Below are 22,440 nucleotides of genomic sequence, written 5' to 3'. Positions count from 1 at the left end.
AAACGGCTTGAGCCCTGTCGAATACAGGTCTCAAGCCGCCTAGGCTGGTTTTCATTATTTGTCCTGTCTACTTGACAGGGAGCACTTCAAATCGTCTGCAGTTTTTTTGTTGGGGTGATGTAGACGTGAGATAAACCATCATGCCCATCCGTTCATTCATTTGCAGTTTTTGGTAGACATATAGGAGGGCAGGCTCTAAAATTTGAACAGGTGAGCACTCGGTGTTCATTATTTTATTTCAAATACCACATTTATATAAAAAAGGGAGTCACAAGAAAGATGTTAGCGATTGACCTATTTTTAATTGCTTGTCTAGGTATCATTTTATCTACCGCCGGCATGTATTTGTTATGTGAACTACTCACCACTTGCTTGCTTCGCAACCTGAAGTGGGAGCTTCTTGGGAAGACCGTACTTTTACTAGCTACGATTATTTACCAAGCTCATCGGGCAGTCCCTGCCCTGAGTTGTTCCGGTCGGCGAGGCGCAACAGGTTGAGGCTTGCGTTGACGTCGCGGTCGTGGTGCGCGCCGCATGTCCACTCCCGGATATGCAAGTCCTTCTTGCCGCCGTTCTCGCCGCAGCTCGAACAGACTTGGGTCGAGGCGAACCACGGGTCGGCCTTGATCAGCGTCCGCCCGTGGGACCTACATTTATATTCGAGTTGTCGGACGAACTCGCCCCATCCGGCGTCCCCGATCGATTTCGCCAGGCGGCGGTCCCGCATCATCTCCCTCGTTCGGAGCGTCTCGACCACGACGACTTGGTTCTCGTCGACGATGCGTCGAGACAGCTTGTGGAGGAAGTCGTGCCGCCGGTTCTTGACCTGTCCGTGTCTCTTCGCGAGGAGGAGCCGCGCCTTCTCACGGTTCCGGCTGCCGGGCCTCTTGCGGGCGAGGGCGCGCTGCGCTCGTTTGAGCCCCGCCTCGGCCTGTCGCAGGTTGCGCGGGTTGGGGACCTTCTCTGTGACGAGCGCGTCGTTCGTCATGGTGGCGAAGTGTTCCAGCCCGAGGTCGATCCCGACCTTGTGCTCGGCCGGGACCCACGGCTCGTCGGCCTGCTCGACGAGGAGCGACACGAAGAACGTGCCCGTCCGTGTCATCGACACGGTCGCCGAGCGGATCTCCTCGTCGAAACTTCGGTGCTGTGTGAACCGGATGAACCCGACCTTCGGCAGACGGACTTTTCCCGCCTCGATGCGGATCGTGCCGTGCTGGTTGTTCGTCGTGTAGGACGCGCGCGATTTTCGTCTCGACTTGAACACCGGGAAACCGGCCGTCCCGGCGAAGAACTTTGCGAACGCCGTGTCGAGGTGCAGCTTCGCCTTCGCCTCCTCGTGGATGGTGATGCGGTCCTCGAGCAGCTTGTTGTAGATGAAGCGGGCGCAACCGATCGTCCGGATCAGGAACTCGGCCTGTGCCAAGGTCGGGTGGAGCCGGTATTTGTATGCCTTCAGCATGTCCGTCCCTCCTTTGCCCAGTGTCAGGATGATGCTCGTCCCATTCCGATACCCGCGGAGGGGGCAAGGAAATCTGACGAAATCACGAACTTTTGTTCGTCGTTCTGTCATAGCAGTGGCCGAGGGCGTCGGGGACGGGCGATTCATCTCCCACCTACACCGGGCTTCGCCCCAGACGCTTAGAGGAGGGATAATTCTCGCCTAAATCAGTTAAAGGTACCCTCGCTCTTTTTCGTAAGCCTCTTCTTCATCAAATATATTCCTGTTTTCTTCAATTGGCTTTTTACATAAGAAAGCAAGGCGCGTAGCCTTGCTTAGAGGATGAGCATCCCGCGGAATCCACGGGCCGCATAATATGAATCGGCACCATTATGATAGACAAAGATATGGTCATAGCGGCGGTCGCAGAACAAGGCGCCGCCTTTTTGACGAATCGCTTCCGGTGTAGCAATCCAACTCGACGTTTTCAAGTCAAATGAGCCGAGCGTCTGCAGATGGCGATACGTTGCTTCGTCGAGTAGCTCGATTCCCATCTTCTCAGCTGATGCGACGGCACTCCCATCCGGTTTGTTTTTCTTTCGTGCCGCTAACGCCGCATCGTCATAGCATAGGCTGCGTCGGCCGCTCGGACTTTCAGGTGAGCAGTCGCAAAAAGCTAAGGCGCCATTCGGAAGTCGAATCACATCAGGTTCCCCTCCGGTCCGCTCCATTTCAGAGAGTATGATGAGCTTGTTCGAATCCGTCTCCAGTTTCGTGAACACGTCTGACCAGACGACATTGGGATGTCGTTCCATGTGGGTGTGAAAACGTGCTTCGAGAATAGCGAATAACTCGTTTCTGTCTCCAGTTGAGAAGTTAGCCATGATTCTTCACTCCATTTCAGCAGTTTTTATCAGTATAAGATATTTTCGTTATCTATTTATAATTCATTTAGAGAAAGGGGAATGTACGATGAACTTTGAAGAGGTTAATGTTCAGCAGCTACACGAGCAGACGTTCCAGACGATTGATTTGTTTCAAATCAAAACGATTTGGTCTGATTGTCTGCTGAATGATTCTTACCGTGTGACAGATTATTCCGAACTGAACTTACATGTGACGAAGCAAGAATTACTTCAGCTTCGATGGATCGATTTGACGTTACCGATTGGCATCTATTCGAATGAAAAATTAGTCTTTTTGTATAATTCGTATCATCGCAAATTATATACAGAAAAAGTTGTGTCCATCGAGCTAGCCGGACACAATGTTTCTTTCCTCGATTTTTTATTAGCACACAGTCAGACATTTCATTATCCAGATTCATTCTCTGCACAAATGGAATCACTCTATGATTTTTCGGGGGACAATTTGTGGGACAGCCAATGGAGAGAGTTTTATTTACCGAAGTTGAAAGAACCTACATCATTTATCACTTATTTATTGGTCACGCTTGGCGCTCAATCATTTCATATCGTTTCATCAAAGAATGAATTTTTGTCCGGTTTTGAAATCTGGGCGAAACGGACGGGATGTGACCATTCGATAGAACACATCGAGAAATGGATGTGGTCGAAGACATATAAGGTGAGATGTGACGTATCACAACTTTCAGAACATGCTTTGCATCAGCTTGTGTCAATAGTAAACCAATATGAAGAGTGGAAAGGCATTCGATTCCTCATCCCGACCGAGGCAGAAACCGTCTCATTGTTTATCGGAGGCGATTTGACGCAAGGGGATGGGTACGGTGCGTTTCAGTATAAACTTCCGGGAAAAGTGATTTCCAATGAAATTTGAAGATTTATTCTTGTATGACGGGATGATGCACGTATTTGCTTTCAATTATGACCTCGGACCTAAGACTCTGACGTTCAATCTGCAGCTCTCCGACCACCCTAGGAAACGGAACGCCTCCTTCCGCGAGCGGCTCGAGGCGAATGGGATTCCTCCACAAAGCGAGATGGTGAACGTGAAGCTCCGCTTTGAAGAGATTATCTACTTGGAAGTCATCGATGAATCGTATGCCGATGGCGTGGTGATCACGCCTCATGACCAGTTTGAAGGACATCAAATCATTCGTTACATGAAATCAGGCTATCTCGAGCAACTCCAAGAAACACGTTTCCAATTGTGGGAGTACATCAAACCGGACGTCGTTACATTTTGCCACTATCGGATATACGGATTGGACACGGTCCTCGAAATCATCACGATGTCGGAACCGATTGTCGAGGTGGCGATCGGATTGAAATGCATCCGTCGCGGCAGCCCGACCATCTATTTTGGCGGGAAGCATTACTACGAGTAATCGTATGAAGCACTCATATCAGCAAACAGGCGCCCTCTCTGACCGAGAAGGCGCCGTCTTGTTATGCAGATTGAATCACATCGTCCGTTAAATCGATTTGTCGACCGAGCCAGACGAGCGGAACGGTCAACGCTGCGCCAATCAAATAGACGATGGCAATCGGCAATCCGTCCGCGAGTAGTCCGAACGTCAGGCTGCCGATGCTGAAGGCGAGGGTGTAGGCCGTCTGTTGGACGCTATACACGTACGGAAGTTGCGAGGCAGGTGTCATTTCTTGGAGCACCGTGTTCGTGTCTGGATGATGCGGAGCTGGGTGGCGTATCCTTGAACCGCGAGCGCGATGAGCGCGAACGCGATATGAGATGTCATGCCGAACAATAGGGCCGCTAAGACAGACAAGATGGAGCTGACGGCGAGCGAGCTGTTGCGCTTTGCGCGATACAGGTAAGCGCTGGCCAGAATCATGCTAATCAAGAAGCTCGCGTTCATCGTTCCCCACCAGCCCGTATCGATGTGGAGGTGGCGTTCCAGATAGACGAGCAAGAGCGCCGAGATTCAGAGTGTGCTGACGAACGACTCGAACGTGACGAACACCGTGATTAACCTGGCGAAAGGAGCAGTGCGCACGAAGGCGAGGCTGTCCTTAAGCGATATGTCTGATTCGCCATCTTCTACCGTCACGTCGCGGTCGAGTGAACGGACGAAGCGAAGCGTGACGAGCGTCGAGAGCATGAACAACATCAACGCGATCATCAGAGCGAGCTCGCTTGAGAAGGAAGCGACGACCATCGTGCCGAGAGGCCACATCGCCAGCTGAATGAACTGGTTCGACCCTTGGACGAGACTGTTCGCTTGTTGGCGATTCGTCGTCAGCCTGGGGATGAACGACGCCTGGACCGGACGGGCGAACCCATCCAAGAAGGCGATGAACACGACGAGGCCGAGGACGAGAATCGACTCCGACCAAATGACGGCCCCGAGCAAGACTGTCTTCAACAGTTGTGTGACGAGCAACGTCTGACCGAGGGTGAACCGAGATAAGACGCGGGCAAAGAACAGACCGCTCACGGTCATGCCGAGCGTGACGGCAATCGGGAAACTGGCCGCAGCCAGGGCGGAACCGGTCTGTTGATATAACAAAGCGATTAAGGCGACGATATAAAGCACGTCACCAATATTGGCCAGCCATTGACTGACCAGCATCAGGTAAAACGACTTCATCATGACTCTCCTCCGGAACTATTCAATTTTGGGTGGATGACATGAGGTCGAATTACATACTTTCACCGCTTTCAAATTATTTACAAATAGTTTACGATGAAATGATGAAGAACACAATAATTGGTAACTTAACGGGGGAAATGACATGTTACGCTATGACATCAATGATCAGCTTCAACTACGAATGTTCACCATTGACGACGCGGAGGCGTTGTTCCAATTGACGATGGCATCGAAGCCATACCTTCGCGAGTGGCTCGGGTGGCTCGATTACACCGAGACGGTCGAAGATTCGCGGCAAAACATCGAAGGACGAATCAAAGGATTGATGGAGACGGGCGGCTATCCGAAATCGTTCGCGATTGTGTATCAGGACGAGCTCGCCGGGACGATCGGCTTCAATGACATCGACCGGGGCATCAAATGCGGGACGGTCGGCTATTGGCTCGGCCAAGACTTTCAAGGCAAGGGCATCATGAGTCAAGCGCTCGAGACGGTCATCGATTATGGGTTCCGTGATTTGAAACTCGATAAAATCGAGATTCGGGTCGCAACTGGGAACGTGAAGAGCCGGGCGCTGCCCGAGCGATTCGGTTTCCTCGAAGAAGGGGTGCTTCGCAATGCGGAGTGGCTCTATGACCGCTACGTCGACCACGTCGTGTACGGGCTGTTGCGAGATGAATGGTCCCATTAACATACAAAACCCCGTCCTGTTACAAGGCGGGGTTTTCGTTTGGGATTTGTTCGCCGTAGAGTTCGCTACCGAACTCCGCGTACGCCTGTTCGTAGCGCCGGAGTGATGACTCTTTATGCATACATGTCACATTCATCCGCTCGAGTGACGTCATGTCGGTCGCGTACGTCTTCAAGACGTGGGCGTTCCGGAGCATCGATGGTGTGACCGAGCGGGTGAGACCGCTCCGTTCGTTCAATTGGCGCATCATCTTCGTGATCATGACGATCGTCAACTGTTTCGGCTGGTTCTTCGCATATACCCAGCGGAATGTCATTCGGGCGAAATCGAAAGAGACGAATACAGGATCATCCGAGTACCAGCGCGGACGGACCGGCGTCGGGATGTCGGCCAAATAGTTCATGAGAAGTGCCTGGTCCTCTGGACTAAGTTTCAACGTGAACCGGTTGCCGAGCCGGTCATAGACGTCGAACTCGTGGCTCGCGAGGTGCAGGTCGTTCATCCGGAGACGGATGATATGGTGGACCCGGAGACCGTACTTATAGAACAGAGTGACGATCAACTCGTTTCGGTTGACGAGGTATGGATGCGCCTGAAGCTGATTCTCGCTCAGACCGCTTGTTGAGCGGATCGTTCGGACGAGCTTGTTGAACTCAGCGGGCAAGGCGATCTGGTCGACGGTGAGCGTGTGGGCCGGTTGCGCATACGTCAGCATCTTCTTACGGAGCGGGTTCAAGAAGACGGTCAGGCTATTGATGACGGTGACAATCCGGGCGACCGTCGCCTGTTGATATTGCTTCTCCTCGATGAGGAAGTCGTTGACGAACGTCTTCCACGATTCGAGCGGGACGGCGAGCCACGCCTCCGGGGCATCGAGCTCGACGTTATGGTCATGAAAGTATTTGTGCACATCGATCAAATCGTACCGATAGCGTTTCAGCGTCGACGGTTGACGGCCGCTCGCGCCGAGATGGAACAAGTACGCCTCGATATATTCAGGCAATGGATACTCTTTTCTACGTTTCGTCATGGACGTTCCTCCTTCTCCTCATATCGTACCACAAACGGACGTTCTCCATTCGTCGTTTCGTGGTAAGATGGAGGATGAGACTTATAGGAATGAGGGATTTTTATGCAACGAGAGAAAGTCATTATCGTCGGGTGTCAATTACCGACCGTCGACGATTGGACATATGAACAATCGATGGGGGAACTCGTCGAATTGGTCGATACGGCACGAGGTGAGGTCGTCGCCCGTCTCGATCAGAAACGGCAACAAGTCGACCGCCGCACATTCATCGGAAAAGGGAAAGTCGAGGAGCTCGCGGTGCTCATCGAACAGTTCGAGCCGGACATCGTCATCTTCAACGCCGAGCTGTCGCCGGCCCAATCGAAGAATATCCGCATCTCGCTGAACGACCCGGACGAGATGAAACTGATTGACCGGACGCAATTGATTTTAGACATCTTTGCCGGACGGGCCCAATCGAAAGAAGGGAAGCTCCAAGTCGAGCTCGCTCAGATGAACTACCTGCTTCCACGTTTGATCGGACAAGGCACGCAGTTGTCACGTCTCGGTGGCGGAATCGGGACTCGGGGACCGGGTGAGACGAAACTTGAGTCCGACCGTCGTCACATCAAGCGCCGCATCGATGAAATCAAGAAAAATCTCGAAGGCACGGTCGCGCACCGTGACCGTTACCGGGAGCGTCGGAAAGAAAACCGTGTGTTCCAAGTCGCGCTCGTCGGTTACACGAACGCCGGGAAGTCGACAATCTTTAACCGCTTGACGGATGCGGATACGTACGAACAGGACGAACTGTTCGCGACGCTCGACCCGCTCACGCGCGAGCTCGAGTTGCCGCGGGGCGGTAAAGTGCTGATCACGGACACGGTCGGATTTATTCGTGACTTGCCGACGAAACTCGTCGCCGCGTTCCGCTCGACGCTCGAGGAAGTGCTCGGGGCCGACCTCGTCTTGCACGTCATCGACGCATCGAATCCGCATTACATGAACCAAATCGACACGACGAATTCGGTCTTGTCGGAACTTGGGGCCAGTGAGGTACCGCAGCTCGAAGTATACAATAAGAAAGACCGGGTGACCGAAGACTTCGTCGGCGGACCGCTCGTCATCTCGGCGCTCGATTCGACCGATATTGAGACGCTCATCGGCGCGATTGAAGATAAGATTGCGGATGTGTTGACGAAAGTACACGTCGTCTTGCCGGTCCGCTCGTTCGAGCATTACCATCCGGCCAAAGATTCGATGTATCGTCTCGAGGAGAAGTTCCTCGATGACGGTTCGGTCGAACTCGTCGGATATATGAGAGAAGACACGCGTCTATATGCGACGCTGAAACCATTTGAGGTGTGAAACAATGATGTGGCAAGAAAAGATTGCGTACTATGATGAATTGGCCCCGTTCGTGACCGAGGCGGAAGAACGGGTAAAACCATATTTTGAAACGATCGAGGCGACGGCGGAGTTCAACCAATACCGTGTCCTCGAGTCGTTCAAGAAACACAAAGTGTCGGATTTCCATTTCAATCCGACGACCGGGTACGGTTATGACGATATCGGGCGCGACACGCTCGAGTCGATCTACGCCGACGTGTTCGGGGCGGACCTCGCCCTATGCCGTCCGCAAATCATCTCCGGGACACACGCCATCGGGATTGCCTTGTTCGGTGTGTTGTTGCCAGGAGATGAGCTGCTCTATATCACCGGCAAGCCGTACGATACGCTCGAAGAGATCGTCGGGATTCGGGGAGACGGCCGTGGGTCGCTCAAAGAGCTCGGTGTCGGCTACGACACGGTCGAGCTGAAAGAGGACCAAATCGACGTCGAGACCGTCATCGGACGGATTCGTCCTGAGACAAAGCTCGTCGGCATCCAGCGCTCGAAAGGTTACGCCAATCGTCGCAGCATCCCGGTCCAAGAAATCGGTGAGGCGATCAGGAAGATCAAAGCGGCACATCCGCACGTCTTCATCTTCGTCGACAACTGCTACGGCGAGTTCGTCGAGACGATCGAACCGACCCACGTCGGGGCCGATCTCATGGCCGGCTCGCTCATCAAGAACCCGGGTGGCGGCTTGGCGAAGACGGGCGGCTATATCGCCGGGACGAAAGAACTCGTCGAACGCTGTTCGTTCCGCATGACGACGCCAGGCATCGGGAGCGAGGCCGGTCCGTCACTCTACTCGCTCCAAGAGATGTACCAAGGGTTTTACATGGCGCCACATACGGTCGCCCAAGCGTTGAAAGGGGCACACTTGACGGCGAGCCTGCTCGGATTGCTCGGTTTCGAGACCGACCCACACTACACGACGCCACGGACTGATTTGATTCAATCGGTAACGTTCCGCGATCGCGACAAGATGATTGCGTTTTGTCAGAGCATCCAAATGGCATCACCGGTCAATGCCCACGCGTTGCCGGTACCGGCCTATATGCCGGGATACGAGGATGATGTCATCATGGCGGCCGGGACATTCATTCAAGGCTCGTCGATTGAACTGTCGGCCGACGGACCGCTTCGCGCCCCTTACACTGCCTATGTGCAAGGCGGTTTGACTTACGCCCACGTCAAGGTCGCACTCATGCTCGCCTTGAGCCAATTACGCACGAAAGAGCTCGTCACATTTGACCGTGACAAAATCTCACAGAAGTTGTAACCGAAATGTCATGTTAACTTTCTTAACATCTATTGACAGGTAAGTTGTCATGTATTATTCTCACAGTGTGAGACAGAAAAGGAGGGGTAAGAGATGGCCGATCAATTTCGTCGCTCCAACCCGTTGTTTCCGATTGGAATCGTTCAAGATTTGACCCAACTGACAGGTAGACAGATTCGGTACTATGAAGAACAGGGTCTGATTTCGCCTAGTCGGACGGAATCGAAACGACGGCTCTATTCCTTTAATGATGTCGAACGTCTACTCGCGATCAAGGATTTCATCGATCAAGGGTTCAACTTGGCGGCGATTCGTCATATGCTCGACAATGCGGACGCCAAAGAAGTGGAACCAGCAAAAACAACGGTCGAGGAACCACCAAAGATCTCTGAACAAGAGTTACACAAACTATTGAAAACACAGCTTCAAGAAGCTGGCCGTTTCAATAAGACGTCGCTCATTCAAGGTGAGTTGTCACGTTTTTATCGATGACGCCAGTACATTAACCATTACACAATGTGAGAGGGGACATTTTACCATGGCCAGAAAAACGTTCACGAAAGAAGACATCAAACGGATCGCACAAGAAGAGGACGTACGCTTTATTCGTCTTCAATTCACGGATATCCTCGGTACGATTAAAAACGTCGAGGTGCCGATCAGCCAATTGGACAAAGCACTTGATAACAAGATGATGTTCGACGGCTCTTCGATCGAAGGCTTCGTACGCATCGAGGAATCAGACATGTACCTCTATCCAGACCTCGACACATGGGTTGTCTTCCCGTGGACAGACGGCAGCGGTAAAGTCGCTCGCTTGATTTGTGATATTTATAACCCGGACGGCACACCGTTCAGCGGTGACCCGCGCGGTAGCTTGAAGCGTAACCTCGAGCGCATGCAAAAGCTCGGCTTCACAGCGTTCAACGTCGGACCAGAGCCTGAGTTCTTCCTCTTCAAGAAAGACTTGAACGGCAAACCGACACTCGAACTCAATGACCAAGGCGGTTACTTCGACTTGGCACCGGTCGACCTCGGCGAGAACTGTCGTAAAGAGATCGTCATCGAGCTCGAAAACATGGGCTTCGAAATCGAAGCATCACACCACGAAGTCGCTCCAGGTCAGCACGAAATCGACTTCAAATACGCGGATGCAGTCACAACGGCTGATAACATCCAAACGTTCAAACTCGTCGTCAAGACGATTGCAGCGAAATATGGCCTTCACGCGACGTTCATGCCGAAGCCACTCTTCGGTGTCAACGGTTCTGGGATGCACGCCAACATGTCGCTCTTCAAAGGTGACACGAACGTCTTCTACGACCCGAACGGCGACATGGAATTATCAGATACAGCCCGCGCCTTCACGGCAGGAATTCTCGAGCACGCTCGTGCGTTCACGGCTGTCTGTAACCCGACTGTCAACTCGTACAAGCGCCTCGTGCCTGGTTACGAAGCACCTTGCTATGTAGCATGGAGCGCGCGCAACCGTTCACCACTCGTTCGTGTACCGGCGGCCCGTGGCCTCTCGACGCGTATCGAAGTGCGTTCGGTTGACCCAGCGGCGAACCCGTATCTCGCCTTGTCGACGCTCTTGGCTTCTGGCCTCGACGGAATCGAGAAAGACATGACGGCACCGAAGCCGATTGACAGCAACATCTACGTGATGGACAAGCCAGAGCGTGTTGCCAACGGAATCGATGATCTTCCGGCTACACTCTTTGACGCACTCGAAGTACTCCGTGCCGATAAAGTCGTGATGGATGCTCTCGGTGACCACATCGGTGAACACTTCCTCGAGTTGAAAGAAATCGAGTGGGATATGTTCCGTACGCAAGTGACAGAGTGGGAACGCGATCAGTACATGACGCTCTACTAAGTCGACTAATAAGGGATATTCCCTTTAAAATCAGAGTCCTGAACGAGTCTTCGTATGAAGTGCTCATTCAGGACTCTTTTTCTATAATTCGCTTCAACTAATCAATATAATGAGGGAGAATGTATATCACTATAAATGTAATGGAATGGGATAGGGGGACGAGAAGTGGCAACACCATTAAAAGACGTGTATGATGAGACCTTTTTGTTGGAATTTGGACGACGTATTCAAACCGTGTATCCGTCATTTGACGTACAGGCTTTTATCGCATCAATCATAGATGAATCGTGGGAAGCGTTGACACTCAAAGGGCGTACTCGACGTATTTCGATAAAACTAGGTCAGTATTTGCCACAGAATTACGAATCAGCTTTGGACGTATTGGTTGAAATTGCAGATGACTGCGTCGGCTTTCCTTATTTGTTTTTCCCGGACTTTGTAGCGGTGTATGGACAGGCAGAAGAGCATTGGGAACGCTCGATGTCAGCGCTCGAACGCTTCACACAGAAGTCGTCTTCTGAATTTGCGATCAGGTCTTTTTTGTTGCGGGAACCAACGCGTGTGATGCACCAAATGACAGCTTGGGCCATTCATCCGAACGAACATGTTCGGCGTTTGGCGAGTGAGGGTTGTCGTCCTCGCCTTCCGTGGGCGGAATCGTTACCGATGTTCAAAGAAGACCCAGCTCCAGTGTTGGAGATTTTAGAGTTGTTAAAAGACGATCCATCATTATATGTGAGAAAAAGTGTCGCTAACAACCTCAACGATATCTCGAAAGATCACCCAGAAGCTGTACTCGCAGTCTCACGACGATGGCAGGGCAAGCATCCTCATACCGATTGGATCATTAGACACGGATGCCGGACACTGATCAAGTCAGCCCATCCTGACGCGTTAACGATATTCGGTTATACGCAGGAAACAAATTTAACCGTCGACTCATCGATTTCTATACATCCGAACGTGATCCGCATAGGGGAGGCGTGCGAGATTCAGTACGATGTGTCCATTCGTCCAGGGGATGCTGCTTATGTTCGTATCGAATACGCGATTGCGTTTATAAAGGCCAACGGGAAAGCGAGTCGTAAAGCATTCCTGCTAGCGAATAGAACCGTCGCTGGGGGCGCGCGACTTGCAGCGACCAGAGTGCACGACTGGTCAGATTTGACGACCCGTCGGCATTATCCAGGGGAGCATCGCGTCGTCTTGTTAGTAAATGGACTAGAAGTGGCTGAAAATCATGTCATGTTGCATAAACGTGACGATTGATTATTACGTATGGATACGATCGATGGTTCGAAAAGGGCAACCCTGTCTATTTAGACGGGTTGCCCTTTTTTAGCGTATAACATAACGATCTGGTTAAAACGCACGTTTGAAGAACGTGGACGCATAGTCGAGCGTCGTATGTAGCGTCGTCGCTAAAACGAGTCCGAAGAAGCATGCTGCCCCGTTCAGGTCGAGCCACGATCTGACAGCTTCCTCATACGGCGTGACCGTGAGCAGAAGCATGAGCGGGAAACCGAGATAGATGACCCGGATCAGATCGCTCAAGAGCGGAAAATGCGAGAATAACGACCGATGGGGCATAATCTTCACATAAGGGAGCCAAAAGCCCCGAAGCGGTCCCCATCGATAATAGGCGTCCGACTTCAAATCGAGATCCGGGGAGAGCCAGAACGTCCCGATGAGGGCGCCAAGCAGGAACACGGTCGGAACATCGATGTCAATAAAAGGCGTGGCAATCGCAAGAGCACCGATTGCCACGAGATTCGTACGGGTATGTGTCTTGCCACTAGCCATTAGTGAATCGTGCGGTATACACCGATGACCTTCCCTAAAATCGACACGTTATCGAAATACATCGCTTCGAGCTCGTCGTTCTCCGGCTGGAGGCGAACTTTCGAAGCTTCTTTATAAATCCGCTTCACGGTCGCTTCACCTTCATCCGTCATGGCGACGACAATCTCTCCATTGTCGGCCGTGTTCTGTTGACGGACGAGGACGCGGTCCCCATCCAAGATCCCCGCGTTAATCATCGAGTCCCCTGAGACAGAGAGCATGTAGACGTTGTCGGAACCGACGACGTGAGCCGGGAGCGGGAAGTGTTCTTCCACGTTCTCGATGGCCGTGATCGGCGTACCGGCTGTGACTTTCCCGATGACCGGCACATACATGACGGCATCGTGGTCTTCGACGACGGACATCTCTTCATCCAAAATCTCGATGGCGCGTGGCTTCGTCTTATCACGTCGAATCAATCCACGCTTCTCAAGACGGTCCAAGTGACCGTGTACAGTCGAGCTCGATGCGAGCCCGACAGCCTCGCCAATTTCGCGGACCGAAGGGGGATACCCTTTCGCCCGGACCTCGGCTTTTATAAAATCAAGAATCTGTTGTTGTCTTGCTGACATTTTTTTCAATGGATTTCACCTCGATTATGTCGAATAACCTGCGAACGCATCCTATTCTTTATGGGTTTAGTTTAACACAAGAACACATGAGCGCACAAACATTCGTTCGTTTTTTTCTGCTTGACCGAACAGAAGTTCTTGTTTTATGATGAGAACAGATAAACGAACAGACGTTCTCGAGAACGTGTATTCTTATTCCCAGGAGGCAATGATTATGAGAGACACAATCAATGGAATCATCTTAGTCGGCATGTTGGCACTCGGTATGTTCGTATTTTTCGCGGTCGGAGAGCTTCGTGACAACGAAGCGGTCGTCGTGACCGAACAAAAAGTCGAACACAGTATTGAAGAAGAAGTCGCCTTAAAAGAGGCGGAGACGCTCGAAGCGCACATTCTCGCTAAACGGGATGAGGAAAAAGACGACAAGACGACGTGGTTCGCCGCCGAATAATCGTTTCTGATTGCGAACATCCCTTCATCCTGTGTATCGTAGAGGGCGAATGGAAAGAAAGGAAGTGACGCGATGCGAGTCGTCATTTATTGTCGCGTATCGACGAACAAGTCCACCCAAGAGACGTCGCTCAGTCGTCAGGCGGACGAATTGAAGCAGATGGCGAGACGTCTTGATGCTGAGGTTGTCGATGTGATCAGTGAACAAGAGAGCGGGTATGAGGTCAATCGGGCGGGACTGCTCGATCTATTGGAGCACGTCTCGACGTCTGATCTCGATGCCGTGCTCGTGAGCGACGACAGCCGTCTCGGACGGGGAAATGCAAAAATCGCTATCTTGCATACGCTCATGAAACATAACGTGCGCTTGTTGACGATGCAGTCGTCCGATGAATATATCGTCTCCGACGCCGAGAAGATGGTGCTCGAGATCGTCAGTGTCGTCGAAGAGTATCAACGTAAGATCCATAACGCTAAAATTTCACGAGGAATGCGTCGGGCGGTCGCGAACGGATTTAATCCGCATCGGAATATCCAGCACCATGACCAGGGAGGCCGGAGCCGAATCGAAGTTCCGATTGAAGAAATCGTCCAATTGCGTGAACGTGGACTCACGTTCGCTGAAATTGCCGCCACCCTCCGCGGTTTTGGTTATGAGGTATCGAAAGCGACCGTGAACCGGCGCTACTTGGAGCACGTGTCGGTACCAGAAACTTGATTCCTGCTCGCTGATTTTGTACAGTAGAAGGACAAATTCAGTAGAGAGGGGGCGAGCCCGATGCTAGCACCTGAACAGTTGGAGCGAATCAATTTCCTCGCCAACAAAGCAAAGACAGATGGTCTGTCACCACAAGAGATGGATGAGCAGCAAGCGCTGCGCCAACAATATTTGCAAGCGTTCCGCCAATCATTCAAATCACAAATGATGGGAATGAAGGTCGTCGATCCGGAAGGAAACGACGTAACGCCAGAAAAATTAAAAGATGAGCAGGAACGTTACCGCTCAGAATGACCATGAATGCACATCCTATTTCATATAGGATGTGCATGTTTGTTATACGCGAACGTTGATCAGGGGGACTCATTGATGCGTTTTCAAACGAAAGGAAGTAAACGATTCCATTTAATGTGTTATACTAATTAATTAGTTGTGACACACGAATGAGTGTGCTAAAATATGACGGGTAGAAACTTTGTTAACAACAGAGAGGATGAAATTAGTGGAAACAACTACTAAAGAATTATTAGCGATTAACTCGATTCGGACACTCTCAATCGATGCGGTCCAAAAAGCGAACTCAGGTCACCCGGGTATGCCGATGGGTGCGGCTCCGATGGCGTTCACACTTTGGACGGACAAAATGCGTCACAACCCGAAAAACCCGAACTGGTTCAACCGTGATCGGTTCGTCCTTTCAGCGGGACACGGTTCGATGCTCTTGTACTCGCTTCTTCACTTATCTGGTTACGATCTCTCAATGGACGACCTCAAATCGTTCCGCCAAATGGATTCGAAAACGCCTGGACATCCAGAGTACCGTCACACGGCAGGTGTCGACGCGACGACTGGACCGCTCGGACAAGGGATCGCCATGGCTGTCGGGATGGCAATGGCAGAGAAACATTTGGAAGCGACGTACAACCGCGATGAGTTCAAAGTGGTTGACCACTTCACATACGCGATTTGCGGAGACGGTGACTTGATGGAAGGCGTATCGGCAGAAGCTGCTTCGCTCGCTGGTCATTTGAAACTCGGCAAACTCGTCGTCCTTTACGATTCAAATGATATCTCGCTTGACGGCGACCTTCACAAATCGTTCTCGGAAAGCGTTGAAGATCGTTTCAACGCCTACGGTTGGCAAGTGATCCGTGTCGAAGATGGTACGGATATCGATACGATCGCGAAAGCGATCGACGAAGCGAAAGCTGAAACGTCGAAACCAACCCTCATCGAAGTGAAGACGGTTATCGGCTTCGGTTCACCGAACAAGTCAGGCAAATCGGCATCACACGGTGCGCCACTCGGCGAAGCTGAAATTGAACTCACGAAGCAGTTCTACAAGTGGGAAGGCGAGAACTTCTACGTACCGAACGAAGTATACGACTTGTTCAACGATAAAGTCGTTGAGCCAGGCGCGAAGCATGAAGCGGACTGGAACGAACTCGTTGAAGCTTACAAGTCAGCACACCCTGAACTTGGTGCCCAGTTCGAACGTGCGATGAACAACGAGCTCCCAGAAGGTTGGGACAGCGAATTGCCGACGTTCGAAATCGGTTCGAAAAAAGCGACTCGTCAAACGAGCGGTGAAGTATTGAACGCGATCGCCAAAGCGGTTCCGACTCTCTTCGGAGGCTCGGCTGACCTCGCTGGCTCAAACAACACGATGATCAAAGGCGCTGCGGACTTCGATGAAGATCCAGCCGGCCGCAACATCTGGTTCGGAGTCCGTGAATTCGCGATGGCAGCAGCCGTCAACGGGATGGCGCTCCACGGTGGGGTCCTCCCATACGGCGCGACGTTCTTCGTCTTCTCGGATTACCTTCGCCCGGCAGTTCGACTTGCTGCGCTCATGGGAATCCCATCAACGTTCGTCTTGACGCACGATTCAATCGCGGTCGGCGAAGATGGCCCGACGCACGAACCGGTCGAGCACTTGATGAGCTTCCGTGCGATGCCAAACTTGTCTGTTCTCCGTCCAGCTGACGGAAAAGAGACGATCGCGGCTTGGAAGCAAGCAATCACGACGAAAACATCACCATCACTTCTCGTCTTGACGCGTCAAGCATTGCCAGAACTCGAAGGCACGTCGATCGAAGACGCAGCTAAAGGTGGCTATGTCGTCGCCGGCAACTCAAGCGAGGCAGACGTCCTCCTTCTCGGTACAGGTTCTGAAGTACACGTCCTCGTCGAAGCACGCGAAGCACTCGCGGCTGAAGGCGTGAACGCGGCTGTCGTCTCGGTGCCTTCGTGGGAATTGTTCGAAGCTCAATCGGCAGAATACAAAGAATCGGTCCTTCCGTCGTCAATCACGAAACGTGTCTCGCTCGAAGCGGGCGCGACGCTCGGTTGGTACAAGTACGTCGGTTTCGGCGGAAAAGTACTCGGCATCGACAAGTTCGGCGCCTCTGCTCCTGGAGATCTCCTCATGAAAGAATACGGCATGTCGGTCGACAACGTCGTCGCAGCTGTCAAATCACTTTAATCGCATATTGTCAGTGGTGGCCCGGAGGTTTTGGGTCACCACTTTTTTTTCAGACGACTAGCGAATTAGCGTAATATAGTGTATAGTAAAAAACGATGTTTCATATGGTAGAGGAGGTTAAGCCTTGAGTACATTATTCTGGATTCTTCTTGTCGTGGCAGCACTAATCGGGGGTATCGCGATCGGTTTCTTTATCGCTCGTAAATACATGATGAACTACCTCGAACAGAACCCACCGATCAACGAAGATATGATTCGTACATTGATGATGCAAATGGGTCAAAAGCCGTCACAGAAGAAAGTCAACCAAGTGATGCGCGCCATGAACGTTCAAATGAAGAACGAAAAGAAATAAACTCGATTGACCGAAGCACTTTGCGCCCGCAAAGTGCTTTTTTCATCCAGTTTTTGTTAGACAATCGAACAAACTTTCGCTAATCTAATAGAATAGTCTGAATTCAAGACAACATAGGGGGTGTTTCCAATTCGTGTATTCAAACAACTGGCTTGGTTCTTCAAGCTCGAGTGGCGGACGTATGCGCTCGGCATCGTCTTACTCATGTTCGTCGCGGCGCTCGAACTTATACCGCCGCGCATCATCGGCCGAATCGTCGATGAGATCAACCGGGGAACGCTTGGAACAGATTTATTATGGATGTTGCTCGGCGGGCTCGCGGCCGTCGGGATCGGGAACTATGTGGCCCGTTTCTTCTGGCGATACTTCATCTTCGGGGCTTCGATTCGCCTCGGTAGGATGTTGCGGAGTCAACTCTATCGCCATTTCACCGATTTAGATCAACGGTTTTATAAGAAGTCGCGGGTCGGGGATTTGATGGCCCATGCGACAAACGATGTCCAGGCCGTCTCGACGACGGCGGGTGCGGGGATTTTGACACTTGTCGACAGCATAACCATGGGGACGTTCGTCATCATCACGATGGTGACGACCATCAGTTGGAAGTTGACGGTTGTAGCATTGTTGCCGCTGCCGATCATGGTCGCGTTGACGACGCGATACGGCAAGCTCTTACATAATCGGTTCGGGGTCGCCCAAGCGGCGTTCTCTGAACTAAACGATAAAGTCCAAGAGAGCGTCAGCGGTGTCCGGGTGTTGAAGTCGACCGGGGAAGTCGGCCGCGACGTCGACTCGTTCGAGAAGTTATCCGACGAAGTCATGGCGAAAAACGTACGTGTCGCGAAAATCGACGCCTTGTACGACCCGACCATCTTCGGAATCGTCGGCCTCTCGTATATCTTGTCGATCGGTTATGGCGCGTATTTGATTGAACAAGGAGAGCTGACCATCGGACAGATCGTTAGTTTCACCGCCTATCTCGGCTTGCTCACATGGCCGATGCTCGCGTTCGGCTGGCTGTTCAATATCGTCGAACGAGGGCGGGCGTCTTACGACCGGATCGAGCGGATGCTCGCCGTCAAACCTGAGATTCAGGATGACCCGATGGCGGCGACGAAACTCGCCCATTCGGAGATCGAAGCGGATATTCGTGCGTTCCGCTATGACGAGACGCCCGTCCTGCAAGACGTCACATTCCGCCTCGAACGCGGACGGACGCTCGGACTCGTCGGCCGTACCGGTTCTGGTAAGACGACGATTGTACGCTTGTTGACACGAGAGTATGACGTACATGATGGGACGATCAAAATCGGTGGTATCAACATTCGCCAAGTGAAAAAATCACTTCTGCTCGATAAAGTCGCCGTCGTCCCGCAAGATCATTTCTTGTTCAGCGATTCGATTGCGAACAATATCGCATTCGGCAAACCGGAAGCGAAACTCGACGAAATCATGGAGGCGGCCAAAATCGCCGAGGTTCATGATGACATCATGCGGCTGCCGGAAGGATACGCCACGCTCGTCGGGGAACGGGGTGTGACGTTGTCGGGTGGTCAGAAGCAACGGATTTCAATCGCACGTGCCCTCATGATTGAGGCGGACGTGTTGATCCTCGACGATGCCCTCTCGGCTGTCGATGCGAAGACGGAGGAGGCGATCATCGAGCATTTCCGGACCGGGAACCCTGACCAGTCCCGCTTGATCGTGGCGCATCGACTGTCTGCGGTCGAGCATGCTGATGAGATTCTCGTCCTTGAGGACGGTCGAATCATCCAACGCGGGCGTCATCAGGACTTGATTCGCGAGCCCGGTTGGTACAAAGACACGTACGATCGCCAACAACTTGAGGCGATTGTCGAAGGAGGTGGCCACCATGAAGCATGACGTTCAGGAATGGGCGGTCATCAAACGCCTGTTGGCCTACACGAACCGCTACGCACGTCCGCTCGGACTCGCTTTTGTGTTCTTGTTGCTCGCCACCGGCGCAAAACTAGCAGGCCCGTTCTTAATCAAAGTGTTCATCGATGAGTTCGTGACGCCTGGCGTCTATCCGACAAACTGGGTCGTCACCTTGCTCGTCGTCTATCTCGTCCTCCATATCTCGGCGATCATCTTCGACTACTTGCAGTCGATTTCGTTCCAAAAGATTGCCTTGAAGATCGTGCAAAACATCCGGATGGATATCTTCCGACATGTGATGGGGATGCGGCTCGCCTACTTTGACCGGACTCCGGCGGGAGTGCTTGTCTCTCGAATCACGAACGACACCGAGGCCGTCAAGGAACTGTACGTCGGGGTAATGAGCACGTTCGTACAGTCAGCAGTTCAATTGGTCGGGACGTACGTGTTCCTTTATATCCTCGAACCGACGCTCGCGACGATGGGGCTCGTCCTTGTTCCGCTGTTCTGGCTCATCATCTGGGCGTATCGCCGCTATTCGACAAAATATTTTGCCCAAGTGCGTGACTTGTTGTCACAATTGAACGGGCAATTGAATGAATCGATCAACGGGATGGGAATCGTTCAACAGTTCCGACAAGAAGAGCGGCTCGTCCGCCAGTTCGAAGAAACGAACGAGGCCCACCAAGAGGCACGTTATCGAAACTTGAAGCTCGACAGCATGTTGCTGCGACCGATCATCGAGCTGTTGCTCGCCTTCTCCATCATTGGACTGCTCGGCTATTACGGCGTCTTGTCGACGACCGAGCAAGTGCAGGTCGGGGTCGTCTATGCCTTCATCAGCTACATCGAGCGCATCTTCCGTCCGGTGCTCGACATCATGCAACGTTTGAGCGAGTTTCAACAGGCGGTCGTCTCGGCGGACCGTGTCTTCAAAATCTTGGACACGGATGAACCGGCTCCAGGAAAGAGTCTTGCCGGTCCTGCCGAAATCGGCTCCGGGGAAGTCCGGTTCGAGAACGTCACGTTCAGCTACGATGGGGAAGTCGATGTATTGAAACAGATATCATTCGTCGCCAAACCAGGCGAGACGGTCGCCCTCGTCGGTCACACGGGTAGCGGAAAGAGTTCGATCATCAACCTGTTGACCCGGTTCTATCCGTATCAATCAGGCCAAATCACGATCGACGGGTATCCGATTGAGCAGTTCGAGGAAGCCGAGCTCCGAGCCAAAGTCGGGCTTGTGCTCCAAGATCCATTTTTGTTCACAGGGACGATCGAGGATAACTTGAAACTGTTCAATCCGACGATCGACTCGGACAAAGTCCGGGAAGCGGCCGAGTTCGTGCAAGCTCATACGTTCGTCGAGAAGCTTGAGGCCGGTTACGGACATACGGTCGGTGAGCGCGGCGCGACATTCTCGAGCGGAGAACGGCAACTGCTCGCCTTCGCCCGGACGGTCGCCCGTGACCCGAAGATTTTGATTTTAGATGAGGCGACGAGTTCGATTGACACCGAGACCGAGGAGCGTGTCCAGCTCGCCCTCGATCGGATGAGACGGGGACGGACGACGATTGCCATCGCTCACCGTCTGTCGACGATTCAAGATGCCGACTTGATTCTCGTCCTTCATCGGGGTGAGATCGTCGAACGAGGTAACCATCAGGCGCTTTTAAAACAGGATGGGCTGTACAAAAAGATGTACGAACTTCAATCTGGTCAACGTCTGATGTCATAAATTACAAAAAAGACACCGTCAAGGTGTCTTTTTTCCATGGAAAAAGCCCGCCACTTCAAAGAAGGACGGGCCGTTTGGTTCGATTAATTTATGTGGTCTGAAGCGTGTATGGCTAGGACGTGACGTGTAATCAGCTTGTCCAATTCTTGGCTGACATGAATCACTTCTGGAGACGTCCAACTGTGCTGCGAGGCGATTTCATACAGTTCATCGCGTTTCTGTTCAATGGCATAATGTAAGTTTTCAGCTGTGATGACCGCCACGGTGTTTCCCCCATCATTGTAAGATCGATACTGACTAATAAGAATATCCAAATCTTAGCATCTAACACTACCGTTTACAAGTTTCATTTCCATTTCAAAGATTACAAATTCAATCATGTAAGGTGCTCGGAAAAAGATGCGAGCATTTTGAAAAGGTTTTCGCTATAATGGGGCTGAAAGGTGGAAGATCGCATGGAAGTCACACTTTGGCTCGCATTTGGGGCGGGCGTCTTATCATTTTTATCACCCTGCACGCTACCGTTGTATCCAGTCTTTTTATCGTATATCACTGGGGTCTCAGTCTCTGATTTAAAGAGCGAGGGACTGCGACAACGCACGGCCTGGTTTCACACGTTCTCATTCTTGATTGGTTTCTCGATCGTCTTCCTCGTGCTCGGTCTGTCGACCTCGCTCATTGCCGACGTGTTCATTCAATATAAGGATAGTTTGCGCATGTTCGGTGCCATCCTCATCTTCGTATTCGGCGTCTTTTTGGCGGGACTTTGGCAACCTAGTTTCATGATGCGCGAGAAAAAGCTCGCTTTAGGGGAGCGTAAAAGCGGCTACTTTGGAACGGCATTGATCGGAATTGGATTCGCGGCGGGGTGGACCCCGTGTACCGGACCGATTCTTGCCGGTGTCATCGCGCTCGCGGCCTCGAACCCGAGTCAAGGGATGGGCTATATGTTGGCGTACGTCATCGGCTTCGCCATCCCATTCCTCATCATGGCGAGCTTTGTCGGGAAAATCAAATACTTGGCGCGCAACAGTGCCAAGTTGGCAAAATTCGGAGGTTATTTGATGATGGCCTTCGGCGTCGTATTATATTTTGATGGCATGAATCGCTTCGCTGCTTGGATGAGCGAATTAGTAGGATTCACCGGATTTTAAAAGG

General features: G+C 52.0%; 25 protein-coding genes. 16 read left to right on the top strand and 9 right to left on the bottom strand.

The features are described from left to right. Positions 1–430: 430 nt before the first annotated feature. Both KNP06_RS09205 and KNP06_RS09200 read right to left on the bottom strand, forming a co-directional pair. Positions 431–1,459 carry an RNA-guided endonuclease InsQ/TnpB family protein gene (locus tag KNP06_RS09205; RefSeq protein ID WP_214711293.1) on the bottom strand — a complete coding sequence of 343 codons (1,029 nt, stop codon included), beginning with the start codon at positions 1,457–1,459 and terminating at the stop codon, positions 431–433. 314 nt (positions 1,460–1,773) lie between these two features. Continuing rightward, entirely contained in the window at positions 1,774–2,322 is a 549-nt protein-coding gene (locus KNP06_RS09200; RefSeq protein ID WP_214711294.1) for a DUF4256 domain-containing protein, read from the bottom strand. 88 nt (positions 2,323–2,410) lie between these two features. Here KNP06_RS09200 and KNP06_RS09195 point away from each other — a divergent pair, with 88 nt between their 5' ends. Continuing rightward, complete coding sequence (locus KNP06_RS09195; RefSeq protein WP_214711295.1) at positions 2,411–3,238, top strand: hypothetical protein; 828 nt, start codon at positions 2,411–2,413, stop codon at positions 3,236–3,238. Further along, a complete protein-coding gene (locus KNP06_RS09190; protein ID WP_214711296.1) occupies positions 3,228–3,749 on the top strand; it encodes a hypothetical protein in 522 nt (173 codons plus the stop codon). Before KNP06_RS09195 ends, KNP06_RS09190 begins: the two co-directional genes overlap by 11 nt. A 61-nt stretch (positions 3,750–3,810) precedes the next feature. On the opposite strand, the gene KNP06_RS09185 is transcribed toward KNP06_RS09190, so the two are convergent. The 3 genes from KNP06_RS09185 to KNP06_RS09175 are packed head-to-tail and all read right to left on the bottom strand — an operon-like array spanning position 3,811 to position 4,970. Continuing rightward, positions 3,811–4,020: a hypothetical protein gene (locus tag KNP06_RS09185; RefSeq protein WP_214711297.1), complete on the bottom strand. Its 210-nt coding sequence runs from the start codon at positions 4,018–4,020 to the stop codon at positions 3,811–3,813. Then, on the bottom strand, positions 4,017–4,292 hold the full coding sequence (locus KNP06_RS09180) for an MFS transporter (protein ID WP_214711298.1): 276 nt from the start codon (positions 4,290–4,292) through the stop codon (positions 4,017–4,019). The genes KNP06_RS09185 and KNP06_RS09180 overlap by 4 nt, the downstream gene beginning before the upstream one ends. Positions 4,293–4,304: 12 nt before the next feature. After that, the gene (locus KNP06_RS09175) at positions 4,305–4,970 is read right to left on the bottom strand and encodes an MFS transporter (RefSeq protein WP_214711299.1); all 666 of its coding nucleotides are present in this window, start codon (positions 4,968–4,970) and stop codon (positions 4,305–4,307) included. A 145-nt stretch (positions 4,971–5,115) separates the two neighbouring features. On the opposite strand from KNP06_RS09175, the gene KNP06_RS09170 reads away from it, so the two are divergent. After that, complete coding sequence (locus tag KNP06_RS09170; protein ID WP_214711300.1) at positions 5,116–5,664, top strand: GNAT family N-acetyltransferase; 549 nt, start codon at positions 5,116–5,118, stop codon at positions 5,662–5,664. 19 nt (positions 5,665–5,683) lie between these two features. Here the strand turns inward: KNP06_RS09170 and KNP06_RS09165 are convergent, their stop codons facing one another. Then, positions 5,684–6,694, bottom strand: a complete 1,011-nt coding sequence (locus KNP06_RS09165) for a site-specific integrase (protein WP_214711301.1) — start codon at positions 6,692–6,694, stop codon at positions 5,684–5,686. 102 nt (positions 6,695–6,796) lie between these two features. Between KNP06_RS09165 and hflX the strand changes: the two genes are divergently transcribed. The 5 genes from hflX (at position 6,797) to KNP06_RS09140 (ending at position 12,492) form a co-directional block, all read left to right on the top strand. Further along, complete coding sequence (hflX, locus tag KNP06_RS09160; protein ID WP_214711302.1) at positions 6,797–8,041, top strand: GTPase HflX; 1,245 nt, start codon at positions 6,797–6,799, stop codon at positions 8,039–8,041. A gap of 7 nt (positions 8,042–8,048) precedes the next feature. Further along, entirely contained in the window at positions 8,049–9,344 is a 1,296-nt protein-coding gene (locus KNP06_RS09155) for a methionine gamma-lyase family protein (protein ID WP_214711393.1), read from the top strand. A gap of 93 nt (positions 9,345–9,437) precedes the next feature. After that, entirely contained in the window at positions 9,438–9,836 is a 399-nt protein-coding gene (locus KNP06_RS09150) for a MerR family transcriptional regulator (RefSeq protein ID WP_128122378.1), read from the top strand. A gap of 46 nt (positions 9,837–9,882) precedes the next feature. Further along, positions 9,883–11,223, top strand: a complete 1,341-nt coding sequence (gene glnA, locus KNP06_RS09145; RefSeq protein WP_214707608.1) for a type I glutamate--ammonia ligase — start codon at positions 9,883–9,885, stop codon at positions 11,221–11,223. Positions 11,224–11,388: 165 nt separating this feature from the next. Continuing rightward, on the top strand, positions 11,389–12,492 hold the full coding sequence (locus KNP06_RS09140) for a DNA alkylation repair protein (RefSeq protein WP_214711303.1): 1,104 nt from the start codon (positions 11,389–11,391) through the stop codon (positions 12,490–12,492). A 93-nt stretch (positions 12,493–12,585) separates the two neighbouring features. Here KNP06_RS09140 and KNP06_RS09135 read toward each other — a convergent pair whose 3' ends face one another. Next, positions 12,586–13,026 carry a metal-binding protein gene (locus KNP06_RS09135; protein ID WP_214711304.1) on the bottom strand — a complete coding sequence of 147 codons (441 nt, stop codon included), beginning with the start codon at positions 13,024–13,026 and terminating at the stop codon, positions 12,586–12,588. After that, entirely contained in the window at positions 13,026–13,646 is a 621-nt protein-coding gene (lexA, locus tag KNP06_RS09130) for a transcriptional repressor LexA (protein WP_021067589.1), read from the bottom strand. The genes KNP06_RS09135 and lexA overlap by 1 nt, the downstream gene beginning before the upstream one ends. A 205-nt stretch (positions 13,647–13,851) precedes the next feature. Between lexA and KNP06_RS09125 the strand changes: the two genes are divergently transcribed. From KNP06_RS09125 to KNP06_RS09095, 7 genes are all read left to right on the top strand, one after another. Next, a complete protein-coding gene (locus KNP06_RS09125) occupies positions 13,852–14,088 on the top strand; it encodes a hypothetical protein (RefSeq protein WP_214711305.1) in 237 nt (78 codons plus the stop codon). Between the two features lie 72 nt (positions 14,089–14,160). After that, complete coding sequence (locus tag KNP06_RS09120) at positions 14,161–14,805, top strand: YneB family resolvase-like protein (protein ID WP_034777790.1); 645 nt, start codon at positions 14,161–14,163, stop codon at positions 14,803–14,805. 60 nt (positions 14,806–14,865) lie between these two features. Further along, the gene (locus tag KNP06_RS09115) at positions 14,866–15,099 is read left to right on the top strand and encodes a DUF896 domain-containing protein (protein ID WP_034777788.1); all 234 of its coding nucleotides are present in this window, start codon (positions 14,866–14,868) and stop codon (positions 15,097–15,099) included. Between the two features lie 199 nt (positions 15,100–15,298). Next, entirely contained in the window at positions 15,299–17,290 is a 1,992-nt protein-coding gene (gene tkt / locus KNP06_RS09110; protein ID WP_214711306.1) for a transketolase, read from the top strand. Between the two features lie 124 nt (positions 17,291–17,414). Next, positions 17,415–17,645 (top strand): YneF family protein, encoded by a 231-nt coding sequence (locus tag KNP06_RS09105; RefSeq protein ID WP_138859339.1) that lies wholly within the window; start codon positions 17,415–17,417, stop codon positions 17,643–17,645. A gap of 129 nt (positions 17,646–17,774) precedes the next feature. Beyond that, a complete protein-coding gene (locus KNP06_RS09100) occupies positions 17,775–19,529 on the top strand; it encodes an ABC transporter transmembrane domain-containing protein (protein WP_214711394.1) in 1,755 nt (584 codons plus the stop codon). After that, positions 19,519–21,282 (top strand): ABC transporter ATP-binding protein, encoded by a 1,764-nt coding sequence (locus tag KNP06_RS09095; protein WP_034777786.1) that lies wholly within the window; start codon positions 19,519–19,521, stop codon positions 21,280–21,282. Before KNP06_RS09100 ends, KNP06_RS09095 begins: the two co-directional genes overlap by 11 nt. 83 nt (positions 21,283–21,365) lie before the next feature. Here the strand turns inward: KNP06_RS09095 and KNP06_RS09090 are convergent, their stop codons facing one another. Next, on the bottom strand, positions 21,366–21,545 hold the full coding sequence (locus KNP06_RS09090) for an aspartyl-phosphate phosphatase Spo0E family protein (protein ID WP_034777785.1): 180 nt from the start codon (positions 21,543–21,545) through the stop codon (positions 21,366–21,368). A 192-nt stretch (positions 21,546–21,737) separates the two neighbouring features. Here KNP06_RS09090 and KNP06_RS09085 point away from each other — a divergent pair, with 192 nt between their 5' ends. Next, positions 21,738–22,436 carry a cytochrome c biogenesis CcdA family protein gene (locus KNP06_RS09085; RefSeq protein ID WP_214711307.1) on the top strand — a complete coding sequence of 233 codons (699 nt, stop codon included), beginning with the start codon at positions 21,738–21,740 and terminating at the stop codon, positions 22,434–22,436. The last annotated feature ends 4 nt before the right edge of the window (positions 22,437–22,440 follow it).

The sequence above is a fragment of the Exiguobacterium sp. s21 genome, from assembly GCF_018617975.1.
In the GTDB taxonomy this organism is placed as follows: domain Bacteria; phylum Bacillota; class Bacilli; order Exiguobacteriales; family Exiguobacteriaceae; genus Exiguobacterium; species Exiguobacterium mexicanum_A.
Note: the sequence above shows the minus strand (reverse complement) of the source record. Positions and strands in the feature narration are given on the sequence as shown.